Here is a 21,703-nt window from a genome sequence, read left to right on the forward strand (position 1 = left end):
ATAAAACGATTCTGGCCAAGGCGGGGTATCTCTTCATAATCCATAAATTCTAATCAGTATTTATAGCATTATACTGTAAATGAAATGGCGAGAGTAACTTTAATGTGCATATTTGGCATATTTTTGATATTTACCTTGGAAAGCAAAGCAACCTGGCATTTTGGCATCCTCTCATGATAACGGAGCTCATGAATTTAAAAACGAATGTACCAAACTCATTTTAAACAAGAATTTGGGGAGGATAAAAGGAAGTAATAAAGTACATATTGGATAATTCAAAAGGGGATCACTATGGGAAAATTAGAAAGTATATATCCTATTGCTATAGAGAATACAAAAGAAAAAATCATCCAGGATATTGATTTTTATTTAGAGAATCAAGAGACAATGCCTTCTTATTCAGCATATATATCAGACAGGACGACTTTTATTGAGCAAATTTGGATTAATGTTTGGATAAATAAAGCATCAAATGATGTGCCCAGAAAGGAAAAAAAGGCTTTTTTAAGCGAAAGGGGATTTGTAACGGAAGGTTCAGACCATAAGCTGATCAATAGCATGTTCCGGAACGAATTAAAGAAGTATCGCCCATTTGATGGCTTAACGTGGATTAAAAAAACCTTTGCCGACAATCAAGAAGATTGGGAGAAGAGATATAAAAATGCAAGGGAGAAATTCTTTAGGCGACAAGAAGAACAGCGGCTTGCCAAACAGCGTTGGAAAATACGCGCAAGGCTGCAAGAAGAAGCCAATTCATTTTTCGAAAGTAACTCACTTCTTTTATATTTACATGTCAGGTATTATATTGCCGGTATTATGGCAAAAGATCTGAAGAATAAGCCTAAATTCCAATATGTCGATCCGTACTTGCTTGAAGAACAATTAGTTGAAGAGGGCGGTTTTCAAGCTGCCGAATACCTAATGGTCACTGACTTTTTCGAAGAGCTGACAGGCGATATCCATTCGTTAATCGGTTGGGGCCGGAACCGTTATGAATATGAAAATTACTACTACAGGTATGAAAGGTTAGTTTCGGATTTCATAATGAAATTAGCCCCTGACAAATACTTGAACCATCTATCTGCCGCCCTGCATCATGATTTTTTGGAGTCATATGGGGAAAGGCTGACGATTGAAGCCCTTCAAGGTATACTAAGCGATGAATTGGCCGATTTGTCTCAGTCCTGTTTTGATGAGCTTCAGGAAGAATACCTTTCTGATTTACTGAAGCTTGAAGGAATTCCTTTTAATGAAATATTGCACGAAGAAATATTTGAAAAAGACGTGGAGAACAGAGAAAGAAGAAAAGCTGAAGTATTGGCAGAAGAAGCCAGGAAGCGGGCAGAAGAGCAAAGGATGATCGATGACATCATCGGTAAGGCCTATACTCCATCATTAGGAAAAAAAGTTAGATATGTTTTGCATATAGGTGAGACCAATACAGGGAAGACGCATAAGGCCCTGGAAAAAATGAAACAAGCGGAAAGCGGTATGTACCTGGCTCCACTTAGGCTGCTTGCACTGGAAGTGTTTGATAAATTAAATGCGGATGGTGTACCTTGCTCATTAAAAACCGGTGAAGAAGAAAAGGCTATTGAGGGTGCGAAACATGTCTCCAGTACCGTTGAAATGTTTCATGAAAAAGACTACCATGAAGTAATCGTCATAGATGAAGCCCAAATGATTGCCGATAAAGATCGAGGCTTTTCTTGGTTTAGGGCAATTACGCAAGCTAATGCGAATGAAGTACACATAATCGGGAGCAATAATATCAAAAAGATGCTTCTGAACCTTCTGAATGAAGCAGATTTAGAACTTCACGAATATAGACGGGAAATACCGCTTGAGGTGGAACAAAGGGAGTTTGGACTGAAGTATACCAAAAAAGGGGATGCCCTCATTTGTTTTTCTAGAAGGCAGGTACTGGAAACAGCATCCCGGCTTAAAGAGAGTGGACATAATGTCAGCATGATATACGGCAGTATGCCTCCTGAAAATAGAAAACGGCAAATAGAATTATTCAATCGCGGTGAAACATCAGTTGTCGTTGCCACCGATGCGATTGGAATGGGATTGAACTTGCCAATACGCCGCATCGTCTTTCTTGAAAATGAAAAATTCGACGGGACACGAAGAAGAAGATTGACTTCTCAAGAAATCAAGCAAATCGCAGGCCGAGCGGGTAGAAAAGGGATTTATGACACGGGGAAGGTAGCATTTACAGCAGAAATCAAAATCATGAATAAGTTGCTGGAACAGGTAGATGAGCCAGTTCAAACCTTCACGATCGCCCCAACCTCTGCTGTATTTGAACGTTTTCAAAAATATTACCGGAACCTGGGGACATTTTTCGAAATGTGGGAGAGGTTTGAGCCTCCTAAAGGCACGAAAAAGGCTTCGCTATCGGAAGAAAGGGAGCTTTACGAACTGATACGGGACACAGAAATCGAAGCTCGTTTTTCTTTAATGGATTTATATGGTTTCCTGCATATTCCTTTTTCGGCAAAAGAACCAAGTCTGATCAGACAGTGGCTGGAAACGGTCGAAGCGATTGCCGAGAACAGTGACCTTCCTGAACCGATCATCAAGACAAGGAATCTTGAGGAGTTGGAGCTATCTTATAAAGCTATAGGTCTTCATCTATTATTTTTATATCGGATGGGTAAGCGTACGGAAGCTGTTTATTGGGAGCGTATCCGTGAAGAAATCAGTGATGGCGTTCATGATCAGTTAAAAGATGAAATGTTGAATTATCAAAAAAAATGCAAGCGCTGTGGAAAAAGGCTGCCTGATGACTCACGTTTTCAAATATGTGACGCTTGTTATCATAGAGGGATTAGAAAGACGCACAGATTCAATTAAACGAATTCTTTTAATAATAACCCGAATACATTGTATTCGGGTTATTGGTGTTTGCATAAATCACTTAGTCGTTCGTTTCAGTTTTGCAATAAACGCTGCTTGCCGCTTCATTCGTTTATCCGCTTTCTTGTCATGCACCACTAGGATTGCATGAATTAATCCAGGGACATAAAAAAATAGTGTGAGGACCAAATTAAGCACAGCCTGAATGGGTTTACCGGCCAATAAAACCGCTAATGGAGGGAAAAGAATCGCAATTAAATAAAGAATGGTGAACACTCTCCAATATAATGTTTTTTAACTGACTTCGGTTTGTTTCTCTTAATGGTTACTTTACTTTAAATGAGCAGCAATTTGGTTACTGATGTTCCATTTTCCTGATGATTCCCTTTGTTATCGCCTTGATAAATATATGCTCAAGAGCCCGATTCATACCTACTGAGCAATCTGGCTCAAAGAAGCAGTCTTTTACCCCGATATAGGGGGGACATGGTTATTCATCGTTTTTGCTGCCATCGGTCAATGTGTCGCGTTTTTGTGTTAGAATAATCAGAATACTAACTGACGAAAGCGGGAGATTTATGAAAAAAAAGATAGGCTGTTTGCATGCACACTATACAAATATAGAATACATAGAAACCGCATTCTCGAAATTCGATATTGAATGGCTTCATTTTGTAGATCCGGGATTGATGCAACGGGTGTCAACGGATGAAAATTTTAATTATTCGGATGCTCAAAAAAAGGTTAAACAACAGGTCGAATGGATTGCCGAATGTAAAGTGGATGCCATCCTGATAACTTGTACAAACTATATTGCTTTATTAAACGAAGAACAACTATCTTTACCCATGCCCATCATTAAAATCGATGAACCATATTTTGAGCAAATTTGCCAATTGCAGCAGCCGCAAATGATATTATTCACGAACCCTGCCACTGTTGAAGGAACGGTCAAACGTTTAACTGCACATGCAGAAAAATATGGGACTGTGGATTTTGAAGTCATCATTATCGACGATGCCTTTGAATTCATTATGCAGGGATTGGGAGAAAGATATAATCAGGAAATCATGAATTATTTATCCCAGTTTAAAAACGAAAATAGACGGCTGTCTGTAGCTCAACTATCAATGGTCGAAGCGGCAAGGAGATATGAACTTCAGACAGGACAGACAGTTTTAAATCCATTGCATGCATTGGTTGATTCCATGATCGATCAACTAGAACTAAGTTCCTTGAGTGGCGTTTGAATACGAGGAAGTATTTTGCCCATGAACGGAATGATTGTTAAACTCAAAAAATGTCTTTGGGTATGAAAAATTCATGAATGATCTGGTTAAATAACAATGCAGGGATTTCGAAGATAAACTCGAAAAAAAAGCGAGTTTGACTGCCGTTTTTTATTTAGGCTCTTTTCGTAAAGATTGTTGTTTTTAAAACGAAACTATTTAAGGTTGATTGGAGCGGAAGTGCGAGACTCCTGCGGGAGCAGCGGGACAGGTGAGACCCCACAGGCGTTTACGCCGAGGAGGCTCACCGCCCGCACCAAGGAAAGCGAGCATCTGGAGGGGAAATCAACCACAACTCACTACCTGGTAAATAGCAACAAAGTATGTAATTTCAGAAATCCATTCCTTTCCGACTACTGTCTGCCAAGCCGCATCAAAGAGGCTGTGGTGTCCCGGCTAGCCAGTAATTCGGCAGGAGTGTCGCAAATTTGTTCAATCCAATAAGGATTACAGTAAAAAACATGAAGGATAATCTAGTCTTATTATATATTTTAGGTAGAACCCCATTCTACAAATGAAATCCCTATGCAGGGATATTTTTTATGCCTTTGTACGGATTTGTTCTCGTATGTTTTCAAGTTCTTCAAGGGATAGATCCGTCAGCGAATTTTTAATTTCTTCTTCGACCCGTTTTCGGTCAAGCTCCCTATATTCGCTCCACCAATCCCGCAGCCCTTCGGTGTTTTCGAGAAGATACTCTATATCTATTTCTTCTTGCTCATCATCTGATAAATATCGCATAACTGCACCTAATAATCGATTGAGTTTAGCTGCTTCACTTTCCTTATCAGGTGAAGCGGGGGTATCTTTCACTTCTAAATCATCTTTAGCAGGAACATTCCGAGGTGTCATAATATCCTCCTGTTTTTAATACTAGTGTGCCTAAAAAGGGCGATTTTCAATAGATGTTTTTCGTATTTGTTGAAATTTCTTGGTAAATAAATTTCAACAAACACCTCGTTAAAATATATAAGAAATATCATCATCCTTTAATAGGTTCAAAAAGTAGTCAGTTGGTAAGAGGGAAGGATAATAAAAGGAATAGCTAATGCTATTCCTTACAGTTTGTAGACAAAAGGGGTACGGAATTAATAAAATCTGAGCCCCTTTTGAAATTTCCTCTGAATTTCGCCTAAAGTTATGAGATTGGGGCTCTACGAGCGCACTATGTTTGGCCATTTTTGGACCTCGCCATGTTCAATTGGCCATCTTCTTTAAATTTAATGGCAGCCTCCATTTTACGAACCAAATGGTTCGGTGGCACAAGTTGATCTAAAGTAATCAATTCAAGTTGATCTCGCTGAATAGAATCATGTTTAGAAGGCATCCTCATCCCTCAGGTTTTAATACTTAAAACAAAACTCACTCCAGGCAACAGTATTCTATCTAAAAGGTAGGACAAAGTTGATTGGAGTGGGTGTACGAGACTCCTGCTTAGAAAAGCGCGTCTAGGGGAGACCCCGCAGAAAGCGAGCCTTACGTTTCAATAAACGTCCAAATTGTACAAGCCATAAAAATGGACAAACTCGATTTTCATCGAATTTGTCTATAGTCTGAAAGGAATAGCTAATGCTATCCTTACATCAAGCGACTATTTTTCTGCATTCTTCTGCGCATCACAAACAAGCCTCGGCACATTTTTGACACTGTTCATGATCGTGTTTTTTGCATTCATTTCCGCAGCTTTCACAAATCTTGACACAAACTTTAGCCAACGGGGTTCCTCTACCTATTGCCTGCGCTAAAAAAGAGCAAATATCCGCATATTCCCGATCCAAGCGAATGCTTTCCAGCATCATGTTTACATGTTCTTCTTTTAAGCATGTGTCGTAACAATGATTACACGCCCTTACTATTATCCATTAAACTACCCATTAAACTTCATTTTGGGAAAGGTAAATGGTTCTTTAAAACTGATCGGACAAGTAATGGACTATAGGGAATGAATGAAAGGGACAATGCATAAATTTAAATGAAAGGAGTGGATATATGAAAATGTTCATTAAATTAAGTGTTGTCAGTGTCTCCGGAGCCGTCGTGTATTTAATATATAATGTCAACCAGACGCTGCGTAAAGGAATGGGAACGCTCGAAGAGACAAATAAGACACTGGAAGAGGTAAGAAATGCCGTCCATGGATTGACGCAAGAGTCCAAACAACTGATCCACTCTGCCAATCAAATTACTGCGGATGTAAAAGGGAAGATGGAAAATGTAGATCCATTGCTGGAATCCGCTCAAGATGTTGGGGAAATGATTCATAATGTAACCAATACCATGAAAGAAGCCAGTTTGGAAGGCCGCCCCAAGGATTTATCCACACCGTCAGCTCCTTCAACTCGAACTAAAGCTGGGGGGGTTCAAATAAAACTCAGATAGAATCATCATTTATCTTTAAAAACAGGCACCCCGGGATTCACTAACCTATTAAAAGCAATCGTTTCTACCATTTAATTCAGAGGGGGAGCTTTATCTTGATTATTCAATATAGTGTGGCTGCAATCGCTTTAGCCTTCATTTGGTTGGTCGTATTTTTGATAAGTACACTTCAAAAGGGAATGGTCACGATAGGGGAAGCCAATCACACATTGGCTGAGGTGCGAAATGCCATCCACGATTTATCCGGTGAATCGAAACAACTATTGCAAACTGCAAATGAAATCACCGACGATGTAAAAGCTAAAATGAAAACGGTTGAACCATTATTGGATTCTGCTCAGGACGTTGGTGAAGCGATACATTCGGTTACAAACTCTGTTAAAAAAGCCACTAACGGCTTCCGTACAGAGTTTTCCCCGAAAAAAATCAATGCTATCAAACCCAAAAGCCAAGTTAGATAAAAAAGAAAAAAATAAAAATGAAAGACACTGCCGGGTTTTGGAGTGTCTTTTTTGATGGTATGTATAATAGCCGTACTCTTATGCCTCTTTGGATATTGTTAGTGGTTTATATCTATAAGACCCATTTCTCTCATACAGATCTCTTAACACCCTGTATGAGAATATGGAACAAACATAAATGTTGTATGTTTTGTATGGATTGTAGGACAAGCAATTATTTTTCTGTCTTGTCACCTGTAGAGTGACCGGATGTTTTTGAATCACTGGAATGCTTGACGCCTTTACTAACATATGGTTTGGCGCTTTTTTTCTTGTTGGCACTTGTTTTCCAACGATTCCAGCCCTTCTTGCCCGTTCCAGTGCCCGTACCTTTACCCGTTCCGCTCTTAGCCTTAGCTTTACTCATGAAATCACTCCATTACTATTGTATGGTTAGTTTAAACCATTTTACTTGATTATTACCCAAGTATGTTGAAATATACAGTAACGAAGGTGATATGTACAGGGAAAGGCTCAATATTTTTAATCTAAATCTTTTTAAACCAATAACAGCAAGGATTTTGCCGTGCGGAACTTGCTTTTGGCTTCACTTTATCGATATCGATCTTGATTTCGTCAGTAAGACGCTTATGCCGATTTTTTTGCAAATGGTCAAGTAATGCATGAAGGTTAATAATACCGCACCAGTGTTCATTCCTAAAATGATTCCTCCCATATTAAGAGAAGCCTGTGACCCTAGGATATACATCATTAAAAAGGCAACAATATGGGACCATACGGTATGGATGAAAGCATCTTTCACTAAACCCAGGCCGATGAGATAGGCTTGCATGGGAATGACAAAAAAATGAAAAAGGAAGTAAGGACATAATAATTTTAAATAGTATGCGGCAGAAGTTGAAGAAAAAAAGAGGGAGGTCAAAGGTTCCGCAAAGAAATAAATGAAAAACACGGCCGGAACTCCATACAATACGGTGAAAGACATCGATTTTTGCAATAAAACCCTCAATTTTTCTTTATCCTGCCTCTTGTATGCATTCGAAACATTCGGAATGAGCATGATCATTAAGGAATGCGCGATAAAGGCTGGAAAGAAGCCGATCGTCATTGCAACTCCAGTAAGCATCCCAAAATGCTCTGTAGCCACTACCGCACCGAATCCTGCCGAGAGAAGGGCAGTGTGGATCAAAAAAGGTTGGATGGCATTTGTTATCGCATGAAAGATCCTTAACCCCATGGTGGGCAGAGAAACCGCCAATAACTTTTGCCGTGCAAGTTTACCGGTTGTCCGTGAGTTCGTACCGCGCCTCATGATCCGCATTTGAAGAATCAAAAGGTTGATCAAGTAAAGAAAAACGAGGAACTCACTGCCAATCAAAACAAAAAAGGCCATCAATAATGACTTTTCCTGGTTAAAATGAAATAAGTTAAAGATGAGGAAAAGCAAGCCGAATTGAATGATATCTTTTAAAAAGTTGGAAAAGGCAATCTTCCCCATTTGCTGGACACCCATGAAATAGCCTCTTGCAATCGACGAAAAGGCAACTATTGGGATCAGTGTGATGAGCAGCCATTTAATATAGGGATGGTATTTGTCCATTATGGATGAGAAGGAAAGTATGAAAGGCATGACTACACACATTACCAATACGACGACTGCAGCCATCTTAAGTGCATGAATGATAAGATTATAATGCATGGCCTGTTTATTTTCCGCAACGAATTTTGAGATGGAAATATGTAATTCAAGGCTGGCGATCACATATATCAAAAAGAAAATTGGCAATATGGACATATAAAGCCCCATGCCCTCTTCGTGTAATTCCCTGGCTAGGAGCATGTTCACTAAAAATTCGATACATTCACCAAAAAACGCTGCGACAATCAAGATGAGCGTTCCTTTATAAAAAGATTTCATGTTGGTCCACTCCTAACAAGGTGTTTGTATAAAGATATGAGACATGCCATGGAATATTCATGAGGAACTGCAGATCACGGCTATACAAAATGTGATTATGCCTATGGCAATCCTTATTAATCGCTGTTGAAAGATAAAAAATTAAATAAGGGTAAGCTCGGGAAATGGAATGAAATCGATTTGGTTACAATCATTTCTAATGGGAAAATCATTAGCCATGACATTTATCAATAGGCTTCATACGGTGATATTCCAATCGAGGGCTTTTTTGTTGCCATGTTTCCTTTATCGAAAGTGTCAGAAGAACATAAGAGCGGGACACGAATTTCGCTTTGAAATTCAAGCTTTATTTTGCTATCCTTTAGCAGAGGGGATGATCAATATGAAATTCACATCTATTAGTCAATCAAATATAGATGAATTGTGCATTGCGTTTGAAAGTTGTCTTACGAAACATGACATTACATTTAAATATGTAGATATGATGGAGGATAACGGAATCATATCGTTTATTTTTTGTGATGACCCGGAAAATGCGAGATCTGTCGACATGGAAAGTGAACGCTTCATTGGATTGGACACCGATTACATAGCCAAGGAAATTTTAGAGCCAATCCTGCCTAAATTAAAGGAATTTGCACAATATAAAATCATCGATTAAGATGATTTTTTTTGTTTTGACATTTGGTTTTTATTGCCCAGATGGAGCTTGAAATTTAACTTCCTATTTATATACAGGGGTGGTTAGGGGAACTAAAAAAGCTGGAAAGCGGTTTACCATTGGGTAGCTGGCAGGAATGGTGACTAAATAAAAGAAATACCCTGGGTGTGTAAACATCCAGGGTATTTCTTCTTTGAAAAGCAATCTTGATGGATTGTAAAAATCACTTTTCACCACTTACTATACTTCGCAGCGTTCTGGATTAAATGACCATTTTTTTACCGGCATTTAATTCAACTTCCTGCTTAGGCGTTTCTATGGTCTTGTTTTTCTTCACTCTAAAGTGATAAACCGCATAACATCCAAGGAAGAATGTTCCCCCGCAATACAGGGCCATTCGCTGCTCAGGAACAAATGCTAAACTGATCATGACGATGCAGTTTGTTGCTAAAGCAAGAATGGGGATGAATGGGTATAGCGGAACTTTGAATTTCAGATTTTCTATCTTTCCACCTTGGCGGGTATATGATCTTCTAAAAGCAAGAAGACTAGCAGATATGGCAATCCAGCCAATTTGTGCACCTAATCCTGCAAGGGAGAGAAGAAAGACAAATACTGTGTCTGCAGCCACTACACTAGAAAGTAAAGACAAACCGGCAATCGCCAGTGTGATGAGCAGGGCATTAAGCGGAATTCCTCTCTTATTCACCAAACCGAGTTTCGGACTTGCCATGCCTTCCCTTGAAAGCGAGTAGAGCATACGTGTAGCAGCATAAAGGCCGGAGTTCGCTACTGACAGCAGTGCTGTAAGAATGATGAAGTTCATGATGTCAGCTGCATACGGAACCCCGATACTATCCAGTACAACAACGAATGGACTTTCTGAGATACCTGCTTTTTCCCTTGGAATCATCGCCGAAAGTACAGTGACCGAAAGAACAAAGAAGAAGAGGGTTCTCCACACCGTTTGTTTGATGGATTTTGGTATGACCTTTTCCGGGTTTTCACTTTCTCCAGCGGCAATTCCGATTAACTCTGTGCCCTGGAAGGAAAAGTTCACTGTAATCATTGTGATGAGCAGGGCCGATATCCCATTAGGAAAAAGACCCTCAGCGAAAAAGTTTGAGAAAAATGGTGTCTCTTGTCCACCTTTCATATCAATCAAACCAAACATAGCAGCACCGCCAAGGATGATGAACAGAATGATGGCCAATACTTTTATGCTGGAAAAAACAAATTCCGATTCGCCAAATGCCTTTGCTGATAAGGCGTTTAATGAAAAGATGAGAAAAGCAAAGATTGCACACCACATCCAAACGGGTGATTCAGGGAACCATCTTTGCATAAGCTGGCCTGCCGCCAGAAACTCCAAGGCAACTGTAACTGCCCAACCTAACCAGTAAAGCCATCCAATGGCAAACCCGGTGCCAGGACCGATGAACTTTGTCGCATATGTCTGAAACGAACCGGAAACAGGCATCGCAACGGATAGTTCACCTAGACATAGCATCGTTAAATACATGATGAAGCCGCCGACTATGTAAGAGAGGATAGCGCCGAAAGCTCCTGCTTCATGAATGGTATAGCCCGAACCGATGAAAAAGCCCGTACCAATACATCCCCCTATTGAAATCATAAATAAATGTCTTGCTTTCATGCTCCGTTTTAATTCATTTGGTTGATTTTCTGCTGTTTTCATTGAAAAACTCCTTTACCTGATGGGTGCAAACGGTTTCATTTATGTTGGGACGTTTTTAGGGAATTTGTGTTCTTACAAGTCTAATAGCTTAGAATCTGATTCTTAGATGATGTCGAATTCCCTCCGAAAGGAGATTACTTCTGCATTAAAGAAGCATGATTCAAGGAACATAGGTACCTATGCAGAATTAATTTCGAAAGCGCCGCTTAATAAAGAAAGAGAAGCCAAGCGTCAGGAAACTAGGGATATAAATTGATTCAAATCGATCATCCGCCAATGGAGGAAGAAGCTCATAAACGAAGTATGGGCTTTTTCCTATGGAGTATCACTTTAAAGAACTCTCTATCTTTCTATCAAAAACAAAGTGTCCGATTATTTAACTTGAGCCAATAAATCAGGAGTGATATGTTCTTCCGCTCCATAAAGTAATTTTTCCCCAAGCAATGAGCCCATTAATGCGACAGCAACTTCAGCCGTTTTATTATGCTCGTCCAATATTGGGTTTATCTCAACAAACTCTGCCGATGTAATGATATTAGCTTCAGCCAGCATTTCCATGGCAAGATGGCTTTCACGGTAGCTAATGCCTCCCATTACAGGCGTACCGACCCCAGGTGCATCATCTGGATCAAGACCATCAAGGTCAAGTGATAAATGTACAAGATCCGTACGTTCTTTCAGATAGGCGATCGATTCTTCCATCACTTTTGTCATACCCATTCTATCAATCTCATGCATCGTATAGACTTTAATTCCTTTTTCCCTGATTAACTCTTTCTCACCTTGGTCTAAAGAACGGGCACCAATGATGACAATGTTCTCTGGTTTGACCTTTGGAGAATATCCGCCGATGTTAGTCAGTGCAGGGTGGCCAAGACCCAAACTTACGGCTAGGGACATACCGTGTATGTTTCCTGATGGGGAAGTTTCGGCAGTATTTAAATCCCCATGTGCATCATACCATATTACCCCTAAGTTTTCAGTATGCTTCGCTAAACCGGCTAATGTCCCGATAGCAATGCTGTGATCTCCTCCTAAAACTAAAGGAAAACGATTTGCTTGGATGACTTCATCCACTTTTTGACTCAATTTTTCATTACCTTCTGCTACATCCTGCAGATTCTTTAAATTTGTGTCACTATCACTTTGTGCTCTTTCCTGTATTTCTACTTTAATATCACCTTCATCACGGACAGTATAGCCAATGTTTTCAAGTCTTTCACTTAATCCTGCATATCTGATGGCACTTGGCCCCATATCCACTCCTCTTCTAGTTTGACCAAGATCCATTGGCACACCAATGATTGAAATTTCCTTTTTCATATGTAATTCCTCCTTCGATTTTTCTACCCTAGTATAAGGGTAAAATGATAGATGACTCAACTCGACATTTTTTTGAATATTTATACGATTGAAAAAAGGGTAAAAGTCCTGGGTTAAAATTCCTATTATTGATTATTTATGAATTGGATAAATTACCGTGTGGGGTATGAAGGGAATTGGTTGAATTCCTTTGAAATCTGCGATTGTTAAGATTTTTATTCCAGGAATGGAAGTGATAGCGTTACCAACCTGAATCGGTGGCCGAAGGAAGATTCTGAAGATATTGAATATATTATACTGGTTACATTTATTCATCAAAATGAGCGGTTTCACCTAAAATGCATGGAAGGATTTTTCATTTTTATATTAAAAAAATTTTTTTGACGTGAGAATAAAGAATTTTTTCTCTAATGTGGTTAACCGCGAGAAACGATTCATTACAAAAAATAGGATAGATTACTAGAGGAAAGTGCCATTTCGAAGGGTTTGTGTTTCACATATACAAAAAGGTAAAGAACGGCTGCCCTTTACCTTCCTGTTAAACTATATGTTGGTTTTAAAATCTTTTATGCCATTCCTCATCTTCAAGTGGCACACCTTTGGTACTAATATATTCTACAATCATATTTCCATGTTCAAGAACTTTATCTTTTTTGAGGCCATTGATGATTTCGTTAATGCGGTCTTCATCTGCATCCTGTTTCTTACGTGAAAGGGTAATCCGGATGGTAGGGGAAACTTCGTAATCTTTATAGCTGGCTGGCTTATTCGGATCAATGTTCAATTCTTTACCGATCCCCTCATCAAAGACCAAGAGTAATTGATTATTATCGCCTATTTCTTCTTGAATCTTCTCCCAATCTTCACTTTCTGCAATATTTTCCATTTCCTTGGATATCAACACGTCACCCAGTTCATTTTCAACATATGGCCTGATTTCCTTCTCTGCATCATCTTGCCATTTATCAGATAGGAATGTATCCTCCATTTCCCCTGTTTCATCATTAAAGAAAACAAGAAAATGCGTACCATATTTTTCATGTTTCACTTTAGCTGCGTATTCAAAATAGCCCCGGTTTCCCATATTGTCGTATAGGACATCATATATTTCGGTTCCTTCATCAAAAGTTTCCTCTAAGTATCTTTCAGCTTTATCCCGGATCTTCTTTTCTTCATCGGGATCTGCTTTCATGCTCTGTGTGAATGAAAACAAAAGGATTACCACACCGACCAAGATGATTGAAAAAACACCTAATAAAGTAAGTAAAATCTTCTTTGTTTTGCTCAAGGAACTCCCTCCTGTAATCACTGCTACTTTAAAATAATTCCCATATTATTCTAACATCATTATCACTCATTTTACTATGGAAATTGAGCCTATCTTTTCCCCAGTGCGAAATCTAAATTACCTGCCCTCCAAAAGATCGGGATACTTTGTTACAATAAATAAATCCTTAGTACCCTAAAGGGAGAGATTGACTTGGAAACCTATCAAAGAAAAATGAACCATAATCGGGATGAATACAGAAAGTTAAGGTGGAAACAACATCGTATACAAGTTACAGGTTTATTCGATGCCGTTTTTTCGAAAAAAGCGTTCGTAGATAAAGTGGCTATCGTCGGAGCAGGCAATTGCGATGATTTGGATATAGAGTATCTGGCAACTAAATGCAACTCCATATACCTATTTGATATTGATATGGAAAGTATGGAAAAGGGGACGGCAAATTTGCCTGAACGGACCCGGGAGAAAATTCAACTTATTGAAATTGATGTAACAGGCCTCGATAAAGTGGATTTTGATCGCCACCTATCTTCCATGCTGAATCGTGGTGAAACGGCAAAGGGAATTATTCGGTACTTAAAGGATACCGAGAATCGGTTAGGTCAGCTTTCTGAACGTGTTTTTGCTAATTATAATAATGATTTTGATATCGTGGCAACGTCCGCCATTTATACTCAACTATTTTATAATTGGGCAATGGAGCTTTTTTCCGATCATGCAAACCACTATCAGAAAAAAGATGCAGAAGAGATGAAGAATGGAATTTTGGATATAAGGGATGAGATCGTTCGTACAGTGAATCACTCTATATCTAAATGTACCAAGCAAAATGGATTCTGTATTACATGGACTGATATCTTAAAAATCGAACCTGAGTATATGGATACCATTAACGAAGGGCTGAATGCCATCTTTGCATTGGCCTCGAACGTTGGATATGGGGCAGCCTTGATAGGGGTAAAAACGTTTATTGAAAAATTGGATAAAAGCGAATTAACCCTTCGATACTGGCCATGGGATTTTCAAGAAAATAAACAGTATTTGACCATTGGCATTATCGGGAGAAACAATGGGTTGTAATTGAATAATGGCGGGATAGATAAGCAAATAAGCAGCTGGATCTATCCTTTTTTTGATTGGTTATAGTCCCCTTAGGAATAGAGGGGGCTTGGGCCAGCAAACCATGGGAATTAAGACGCAATTATATAAAAGGTATAAAAAAACGATGATATTTTTGACTATTTGTCTAATGATTTCACAATCTGGTGTGGATATAATGAATCTGTTGAAAACAGAATATTCCGGTAAGTGGCGGCAGGTACAGCAAATGAAGAGGGCAGAACTGAGGGGGAAACAATAAGGAAGGGGTGTGTTGGTTGAAAGCTGATATCGTGTTCATAAACGGCGAAGTCATAACCGTAAATCCAAAAAATGAAGTCGCGGAAGCCCTGGCAATTAACGGTGATCGCATCTCGGCAGTCGGAACGAATCAGGAAATCAAGGTATTTATCGGAGAAGAAACAAATGTGATTGATTTGCAGGGAAAGTCCTTACTTCCCGGGTTTATAGATTCTCATATTCATCTTATCTTGTATGGTGTCAATCAATTGGCAGTGAGCTGTAAAGCTGAACATATCAAATCTGTAGAAGATTTGTTAATCGATCTGAAGAAGAAAGCTTCGACGATCCCTAAAGGTGAGTGGATTCGGGCTTGGGGCTTCAATGAGACCGCAGTGAAAGAAAAACGTTATCCAACAATAGCGGAATTGGATGCTATTTCAACAGACCATCCCATTATCGTGAATCGCACATGCAGCCATATAAGCGTGGTGAATAGCAGGGCGCTTGAGATTGCTAGAATTGATGAAAACTCAGAGAATCCAACTGGAGGGATCATTGAAAAGGATGGAGCGGGGAGGCTTACAGGAAAACTCATTGAAACAGCAAATATGATAATGGCCGACAGAGCAAGCTATTCAGAAAGTGAACTGTTGAAGGCGGTCAAAATAGCATCGGGACATTTCATTGAAGCAGGCATTACAAGCATTCATGAAGCTGGTGCTCATGGTCCTGACAGTTTCCGTTTAATGCAGCAGGCCATAAAAAATAAGGACATTCGTGTCCGTATCTATGCGATGGTCGGTTCATTGAATAATTCTCATGAATTTGTGAATAAAATGGTAGATTCGGGAGTGATAACCGGAACGGGGGACGAAAGATTCAAAATTGGACCAGCCAAATTGTTTACGGATGGCAGCAGTACCGGTCCGACAATTGCCACCCGTGAGCCTTATACGAGTGATCCTGGTTATTCCGGGATTCTTTATTATAAAGAAGAGGAGATCCATCAAGTATTAGGTCAGGCACATAAAAGAGGCTTTCAAATCACAGTCCATGCCCAAGGAGACAGGGCAATAGAGATGTATTTAAATTGCGTGGAAAAGGCTTTGAATGAATCGCCCAGAAAAGATCATAGACATAGAATTGAGCATGCTGGAATATCTTCACCAGATTTACAAAAAAGGATGAAAGAACTTGGGGTCATCCCAATCCCCAACCCCCCATTTCCTTATGAATTCGGTGATATATATATTGAACATTACGGCAATAGGGTCAACCATATGTACGCTGCCCGTGATTTTATTGATAATGGCATCCTGGCCGCAGCCGGTTCAGATGCTCCCGTTACTGATCACGACCCTATATTAGGCATACACGTTGCTGTTAATAGAACAAGCAGGTCTGGTATGAAAATAGGTGCGATTCAATCGATTAGCGTATTGGAAGCCATTAAACTATACTCATGGAATGGCGCGTTTGCTAGTTTCGATGAAGATGTCAAAGGCAGCCTGGAGGCAGGAAAGCTGGCCGATCTAGTAGTATTGAATGATAGTATATTGAAAGTGGATTCCCAAAATATCAAGGATTTGAAAGTTGAATCGACGATTCTGAATGGGGAGATTCTTTATCATAGGGAAACAATGGTGGAAATATAATCTAGCGTGACTATTCTAAAACAACAAGACCTTCACTTACATTTTTTTGGCTTAAGCGAACGAAGAGGATTTAGCAGGTTATCTAAAAGGGGGATATTCGCTATGAAAAAGCAAAAATTATTAATTAATGGTGAGAGGCTGAGTCGTACGCTAGAGAAATTTGCTGATTTTGGACGCACTGAAAACAACGGGGTCACACGGCTATCCCTTTCCGACGAAGATCGATTAGTCCGTGATTATTTTTGCGCTTGCTGTAAAGAATTGGGTATGACCATTAAGATTGATGATATGGGGAATATTTACGCCACTTTAGCGGGACTTGAAAACAAACCACCTATTGTAATGGGATCGCATATGGATACGGTAAAAAAGGGCGGGCGGTTTGATGGTATCTTGGGTGTAGCTGCAGGCTTGGAAGTCGTGCGTACTCTGGTCGAAAACAATATCCAGCCTAAAATTCCGGTAATGATCGTCAATTTTACGAACGAAGAGGGAGCCAGATTCGAACCTTCCATGATGTCTTCGGGAGTTCTTTCGGGTAAATTCGAAAAATCCGTAATGCTGCAAAAGACGGATAGTGAAGGAACCACTTTCGAAAGTGCCTTGAGTGACATTGGATATGCAGGGAATCAAGAGTCTCGTTTAAAAGAAGCAACTGCATTTCTAGAGTTGCATATTGAACAAGGGCCCATTCTTGAACGGGAATCACTAACAATCGGTGTCGTTGAATGTGTCCTTGGTATGGTTTGCTATGAGATAGAAATTACAGGAGAATCCGATCATGCAGGAACCACCCCGATGAATATGAGAAAAGATGCTTTCTTCACCGCGAATAGCTTGATCATGGAGGCCCGTCAGAAGCTAAGCATGCTTGATGACGATTTGGTTTTTACGATGGGGAGGGTAAATGTGTTTCCGAATATCCATACGGTCATCCCTAATAAAGTGGTTTTTTCGCTTGAAGCGAGACATAAGGATTCCAAAGTCATCGAAAAGGTGGAGGAAGTCATAAAAGGCCTTACAACTAGAGGTTCAGAAGGCGGCTGCGACATCCAAGCGAAAAAACTGTGGGACAGGGATACCGTGTGGTTCGACAAATCCATTTGCAATTTGCTCGAGCAATCGAGCAAATCATTAGGACTACCATATAAAAGAATGGTAAGCGGCGCAGGACATGATGCACAGTTTATAGCCAGTTATATACCTACTGCCATGGTTTTCGTCCCAAGCATCAACGGGAAAAGCCATTGTGAAGAGGAACTTACTACATGGGAAGATTGTGAAAAAGGCGTCAATGTAATATTGGAAACGGTCCTTGCCATCCAGTCATCTTAAGCGGAAATATGGTTGGTTGTATACAGCCAGTGACCGAAGGGTGCCATCAAACCATCAGTTCAGCTTGAAAGTCGGCTTGACTGATGGTTATGCACCCGTGTAAGGAAACTAATTAGGGGAGGGTATAATTTGAATGCTATTAAGCTATTGCTTTTTGTTCCATTTATAGGGTTTTTAGGTTTATTGCCCTATGCAAATAAAATAGAACCGTACATATTGGGAATGCCTTTTTTGTTATTTTGGGTTACATTTTGGATGGTGATGGCATCGATTATATTAATGATCGTCTATAAGTTCGATCCTGATAATAAAGGGAGTGAATCTGAATGAATATCTCATTGCTAATCATTGCCATCTTCTTGGTTCTAGCACTTTATTTAGGGATTAAAGCAAGAAAAGGGAAGGATATGGATATGGAGCAATTTGCCGTAGGGGGCAGGGGCTTCGGTACATTCTTCATTTTTCTCTTGATAGCAGGTGAAATTTATACAACTTTTACATTCCTGGGCGGAAGTGGGTGGGCATACTCAAAAGGTGCCGCTGCTTATTATGTTCCAGCCTATATTTTCTTAGCTTATGTCCTATCATATTGGCTCGTCCCTAAAATATGGAGATATTCAAAACGACATTCCATTATCTCTCAGCCAGAGTATTTTGCATCTAAATATAAAAGCAGGTCAATGGGGATGATCGTTGCTGTATTGGGAAGCTTAGCCCTCGTCCCGTACATAGTCATACAGCTTAAAGGATTGGGTATCATTGTTTCAGAAGCATCATACGGAGCCATTTCACCAGTCGCAGCAAGTGTGATCGGTGCTGTGGTTGTAACTACCTATGTAATGATTTCAGGCATTCATGGTTCGGCATGGACTGCCATACTGAAAGATTTCATGATTTTGGTGGTCGTCATCTTTTTAGGGATTTACATTCCAGTTCATTACTTCGGAGGCATACAGCCAATGTTCGAGACCGTGCAAGCTGCCAAACCGGAAATGTTGGTTTTGGCAGATCAGGGATTGAGTCAGTCCTGGTTTGTGTCCACCGTTTTGCTGAATGCACTAGGATTTTATTTGCTGCCACAAACTTTCATGGTCGTTTTATCGTCCAATGGGGAAAGGACCCTTCGCAAAAATGCGATTGCGTTACCTTTATACACATTGTTGCTGCTGTTCGTTTTTTTCATTGGATTTACAGCCATCATGCAAATCCCGGGTTTGCAAGGAGCTGATGGTGATCTCTCACTTTTAAGGCTGGCGATACAAACATTCGATCCTTGGGTGATAGGGGTTATCGGAGCTGCAGGTTTATTAACGGCCCTAGTACCGGCTTCAGTCATGCTAATGGCTGCATCGGTAGGTCTGACAAATAGCTTTTTCAAAGTTCTGGTACCTGCTGCGACTGAAACACATCAATTGATTGTCTCAAGGATAATCATTATTGGTATCTCAATCATTGCTTTAATTGTAACGGTTACAGGCGGCGAGGCTTTGGCCATCCTGAATATCATGTCTTACAGTTTAATTACGCAACTGGCCCCGTCCTTGTTTTTCAGTTTGCCAAAAACCAATATAATCAATAAGTATGGTGCGATGGCTGGAATATTGGCAGGTGTCCTGATTGTTTTATATGCGACAATTGCAGATGTGAAGGTTGCTACATTCCTGCCAAATACCCCACATGTAATTAATGATATCAGTACAGGCGTCATAGCTTTGTTGATTAATATACTAGTAACATTCCTTGTAAGTGCCCTGACTAAACAAATCTCCATGCAACAGACCGAGATGAATGATCTGGACAAGATATCCTGATTTCTTTTAAAAGTCTGGAAGAACTGATAAAACATGATATGGGAGGGCTTTTGTGAAAATTAAAATAACAGCTTGCCAATTTCGTGTAGAAAAAGTGTCAAATTTCCTTGAATTTCAGGAACAAGTAGAAGACTTGATCACCCAAGTTCCCGAAAACTCGGATTATATCATTTTTCCTGAACTGCTAACTATCGGGTTATCAGCGGCCTTTGGAGAACAGGATGCCTCGTCCGTTATCAGGATCGATGAATATACCAATCAATACAAAGATCTTTTCAGGTCAATTTCAAGAAAAAGAAAACAAGTCATCATTGCAGGCACTCATCTGGAACGCCGCGAAAATGAATACTACAATATTGCTTATATTTTTGATGAAGACGGAACAGTCGTTGAGCATAAAAAGACTCATATCTTTCCTGCTGAAGCGAATTGGCATACTTCTGAAGGCGATGAACTGGAGGTTTATTCCGTGGGTCCGGTTAAGATAGGGCTAGCGGTATGTTATGAAGCGGAGATACCTGAAATTTCAAGGATATTATCAGTGAACGGTGCCGAAATCATTTTTTGCCCATCATACACATTTACAGAGGCTGGTTTTTGGCGAGTTCGCCATTGCGCACATGCACGTGCAATAGAAAATCAGGTATATTTTGTTCATTGCCCCACAGTTGGTGAACCAAGGATCACCCTTGCCGAACGGATATGGCCGTGCCAGTATCCTTAGTCCCTGTGACAGCGCTTGGCCTGCTAATGGAATAGTGGCCGAGGCGGTAATGAATGAACATACCATCATTACCGGTACAGTGGATATGGACGAACTTTATGAGAATCGAAAAAGTGGTGCAGCAACCACCTTCAAGGATCGTAATCGCCGAAAAGATATGTATGCAAAATATGAACCATACAAAGGGCTGAAATGAAGTGTTGGATCCCGAACCGTTGTCGTCCGAATGAAGGTCCAATAAAGTGCGGTGGTAGGTCAAAAAATGACCCCTGAAACGAGTTCTTAAACAATACCTGGTTATTCTTCGTGATTCTTCAGTTTGATTGGCGCATTAGTTATAGAACTTATCTATTCTCTGGCCGAATAAATCGGGAATTGACTAAATATACAAAATATATTGTCAATTCTTGCTGCATATATTAAAATATATATAACCATTTCATATTGTAATAATATAGATAGTCACCCTATTTATACCTGTTATGATGTCTGTAATGGCAGGAGGCACAACAATCATGTTTCAACAGAATACAGTATATATAGTTGGCGAATCGAAGGCACCGTCCAATAATCCAATTACACAGCAATTCAACTGCTTTTTTATCGGGTTCGTCATTGATCGTGATACGCATGAAATAGTGGATGCGGAATGCTCGACCACGATATCGATTACATCACGCTTCATTCAATCCATGTTAGTTGGTAAATCCATTCTTCGGCCCGATGAATTGGAGACAGAAATTGAGCAACGGTATTTTGGTTCATCTCAGAAAGCACTGACCGTCGCCTTAAGAAATGCCAGCATCAAATATCAGCAACTTTATAAGTTATAGCTGCTTCTTTTGTCAGTCGCAATTGAAATCCAGCTGCCAAAGAGTGCGTACGCGCTCTTTGGCAGCTGGATTTTTCTATGTAGTGCCATGCAATAATTCATTGATAGGGTTGAATAAAATGGAA

The 21,703-nt window shown here is 39.9% G+C and carries 22 protein-coding genes; 13 read left to right on the forward strand and 9 right to left on the reverse strand.

Features of this window, described 5'->3' with window-relative positions; all coding sequences use genetic code 11:
* The first annotated feature begins 291 nt into the window (after window positions 1-291).
* A complete protein-coding gene (locus OTG27_RS11440) occupies window positions 292-2,862 on the forward strand; it encodes a helicase-related protein (protein WP_268936976.1) in 2,571 nt (856 codons plus the stop codon).
* A 60-nt stretch (window positions 2,863-2,922) separates the two neighbouring features.
* Here the strand turns inward: OTG27_RS11440 and OTG27_RS11445 are convergent, their stop codons facing one another.
* The gene (locus tag OTG27_RS11445) at window positions 2,923-3,132 is read right to left on the reverse strand and encodes a YqaE/Pmp3 family membrane protein (protein ID WP_034315248.1); all 210 of its coding nucleotides are present in this window, start codon (window positions 3,130-3,132) and stop codon (window positions 2,923-2,925) included.
* Between the two features lie 311 nt (window positions 3,133-3,443).
* Here OTG27_RS11445 and OTG27_RS11450 point away from each other — a divergent pair, with 311 nt between their 5' ends.
* Window positions 3,444-4,115, forward strand: coding sequence for a hypothetical protein (locus OTG27_RS11450; protein WP_054395911.1), 672 nt, complete (start codon window positions 3,444-3,446; stop codon window positions 4,113-4,115).
* 579 nt (window positions 4,116-4,694) lie between these two features.
* Here OTG27_RS11450 and OTG27_RS11455 read toward each other — a convergent pair.
* From OTG27_RS11455 to OTG27_RS11465, 3 genes are all read right to left on the reverse strand, one after another.
* The gene (locus OTG27_RS11455; RefSeq protein ID WP_034312065.1) at window positions 4,695-5,006 is read right to left on the reverse strand and encodes a hypothetical protein; all 312 of its coding nucleotides are present in this window, start codon (window positions 5,004-5,006) and stop codon (window positions 4,695-4,697) included.
* A 313-nt stretch (window positions 5,007-5,319) separates the two neighbouring features.
* Complete coding sequence (locus OTG27_RS11460) at window positions 5,320-5,481, reverse strand: hypothetical protein (protein ID WP_268936977.1); 162 nt, start codon at window positions 5,479-5,481, stop codon at window positions 5,320-5,322.
* 289 nt (window positions 5,482-5,770) lie between these two features.
* On the reverse strand, window positions 5,771-6,013 hold the full coding sequence (locus OTG27_RS11465) for a four-helix bundle copper-binding protein (RefSeq protein WP_268937065.1): 243 nt from the start codon (window positions 6,011-6,013) through the stop codon (window positions 5,771-5,773).
* 130 nt (window positions 6,014-6,143) lie between these two features.
* Between OTG27_RS11465 and OTG27_RS11470 the strand changes: the two genes are divergently transcribed.
* Both OTG27_RS11470 and OTG27_RS11475 read left to right on the forward strand, forming a co-directional pair.
* Complete coding sequence (locus OTG27_RS11470) at window positions 6,144-6,533, forward strand: DUF948 domain-containing protein (RefSeq protein ID WP_268936978.1); 390 nt, start codon at window positions 6,144-6,146, stop codon at window positions 6,531-6,533.
* Window positions 6,534-6,628: 95 nt separating this feature from the next.
* Entirely contained in the window at window positions 6,629-6,994 is a 366-nt protein-coding gene (locus OTG27_RS11475; protein WP_268565698.1) for a DUF948 domain-containing protein, read from the forward strand.
* Between the two features lie 214 nt (window positions 6,995-7,208).
* Here the strand turns inward: OTG27_RS11475 and OTG27_RS11480 are convergent, their stop codons facing one another.
* Together OTG27_RS11480 and OTG27_RS11485 are read right to left on the reverse strand one after the other, a co-directional pair.
* On the reverse strand, window positions 7,209-7,400 hold the full coding sequence (locus OTG27_RS11480) for a DUF3934 family protein (RefSeq protein ID WP_034312059.1): 192 nt from the start codon (window positions 7,398-7,400) through the stop codon (window positions 7,209-7,211).
* A 180-nt stretch (window positions 7,401-7,580) separates the two neighbouring features.
* A complete protein-coding gene (locus OTG27_RS11485; protein ID WP_063576274.1) occupies window positions 7,581-8,912 on the reverse strand; it encodes an oligosaccharide flippase family protein in 1,332 nt (443 codons plus the stop codon).
* Between the two features lie 382 nt (window positions 8,913-9,294).
* Here OTG27_RS11485 and OTG27_RS11490 point away from each other — a divergent pair, with 382 nt between their 5' ends.
* Window positions 9,295-9,573, forward strand: coding sequence for a hypothetical protein (locus tag OTG27_RS11490; RefSeq protein ID WP_034312053.1), 279 nt, complete (start codon window positions 9,295-9,297; stop codon window positions 9,571-9,573).
* A 262-nt stretch (window positions 9,574-9,835) separates the two neighbouring features.
* Here OTG27_RS11490 and OTG27_RS11495 read toward each other — a convergent pair whose 3' ends face one another.
* The 3 genes from OTG27_RS11495 to OTG27_RS11505 all read right to left on the reverse strand — a co-directional run bounded on the left by OTG27_RS11495 (window position 9,836) and on the right by OTG27_RS11505 (window position 13,883).
* Entirely contained in the window at window positions 9,836-11,272 is a 1,437-nt protein-coding gene (locus OTG27_RS11495) for an amino acid permease (protein WP_268936979.1), read from the reverse strand.
* Window positions 11,273-11,644: 372 nt separating this feature from the next.
* Window positions 11,645-12,595 (reverse strand): arginase, encoded by a 951-nt coding sequence (gene rocF, locus OTG27_RS11500; protein WP_034312048.1) that lies wholly within the window; start codon window positions 12,593-12,595, stop codon window positions 11,645-11,647.
* A gap of 556 nt (window positions 12,596-13,151) precedes the next feature.
* Window positions 13,152-13,883, reverse strand: a complete 732-nt coding sequence (locus OTG27_RS11505) for a hypothetical protein (protein ID WP_268936980.1) — start codon at window positions 13,881-13,883, stop codon at window positions 13,152-13,154.
* A gap of 192 nt (window positions 13,884-14,075) precedes the next feature.
* Between OTG27_RS11505 and OTG27_RS11510 the strand changes: the two genes are divergently transcribed.
* The 8 genes from OTG27_RS11510 (at window position 14,076) to OTG27_RS11545 (ending at window position 21,579) form a co-directional block, all read left to right on the forward strand.
* Entirely contained in the window at window positions 14,076-14,960 is an 885-nt protein-coding gene (locus OTG27_RS11510; RefSeq protein ID WP_268936981.1) for a hypothetical protein, read from the forward strand.
* Between the two features lie 296 nt (window positions 14,961-15,256).
* Window positions 15,257-16,876 (forward strand): amidohydrolase, encoded by a 1,620-nt coding sequence (locus tag OTG27_RS11515; RefSeq protein WP_268936982.1) that lies wholly within the window; start codon window positions 15,257-15,259, stop codon window positions 16,874-16,876.
* 102 nt (window positions 16,877-16,978) lie between these two features.
* The gene (locus OTG27_RS11520) at window positions 16,979-18,211 is read left to right on the forward strand and encodes a Zn-dependent hydrolase (RefSeq protein WP_268936983.1); all 1,233 of its coding nucleotides are present in this window, start codon (window positions 16,979-16,981) and stop codon (window positions 18,209-18,211) included.
* A gap of 129 nt (window positions 18,212-18,340) precedes the next feature.
* Entirely contained in the window at window positions 18,341-18,541 is a 201-nt protein-coding gene (locus OTG27_RS11525; RefSeq protein ID WP_268936984.1) for a DUF3311 domain-containing protein, read from the forward strand.
* A complete protein-coding gene (locus tag OTG27_RS11530; RefSeq protein ID WP_034312033.1) occupies window positions 18,538-20,022 on the forward strand; it encodes a sodium:solute symporter family protein in 1,485 nt (494 codons plus the stop codon). Before OTG27_RS11525 ends, OTG27_RS11530 begins: the two co-directional genes overlap by 4 nt.
* Before the next feature lie 52 nt (window positions 20,023-20,074).
* Complete coding sequence (locus OTG27_RS11535) at window positions 20,075-20,746, forward strand: nitrilase-related carbon-nitrogen hydrolase (RefSeq protein ID WP_268936985.1); 672 nt, start codon at window positions 20,075-20,077, stop codon at window positions 20,744-20,746.
* A 49-nt stretch (window positions 20,747-20,795) separates the two neighbouring features.
* A complete protein-coding gene (locus OTG27_RS11540; protein ID WP_268936986.1) occupies window positions 20,796-20,942 on the forward strand; it encodes a hypothetical protein in 147 nt (48 codons plus the stop codon).
* Between the two features lie 319 nt (window positions 20,943-21,261).
* Window positions 21,262-21,579 carry a DUF3870 domain-containing protein gene (locus OTG27_RS11545; RefSeq protein WP_034312026.1) on the forward strand — a complete coding sequence of 106 codons (318 nt, stop codon included), beginning with the start codon at window positions 21,262-21,264 and terminating at the stop codon, window positions 21,577-21,579.
* Window positions 21,580-21,703 lie beyond the last annotated feature (124 nt).

Origin of the sequence: Peribacillus sp. AS_2 (assembly GCF_026891895.1) — a bacterium.
GTDB lineage: Bacteria > Bacillota > Bacilli > Bacillales > DSM-1321 > Peribacillus > Peribacillus frigoritolerans.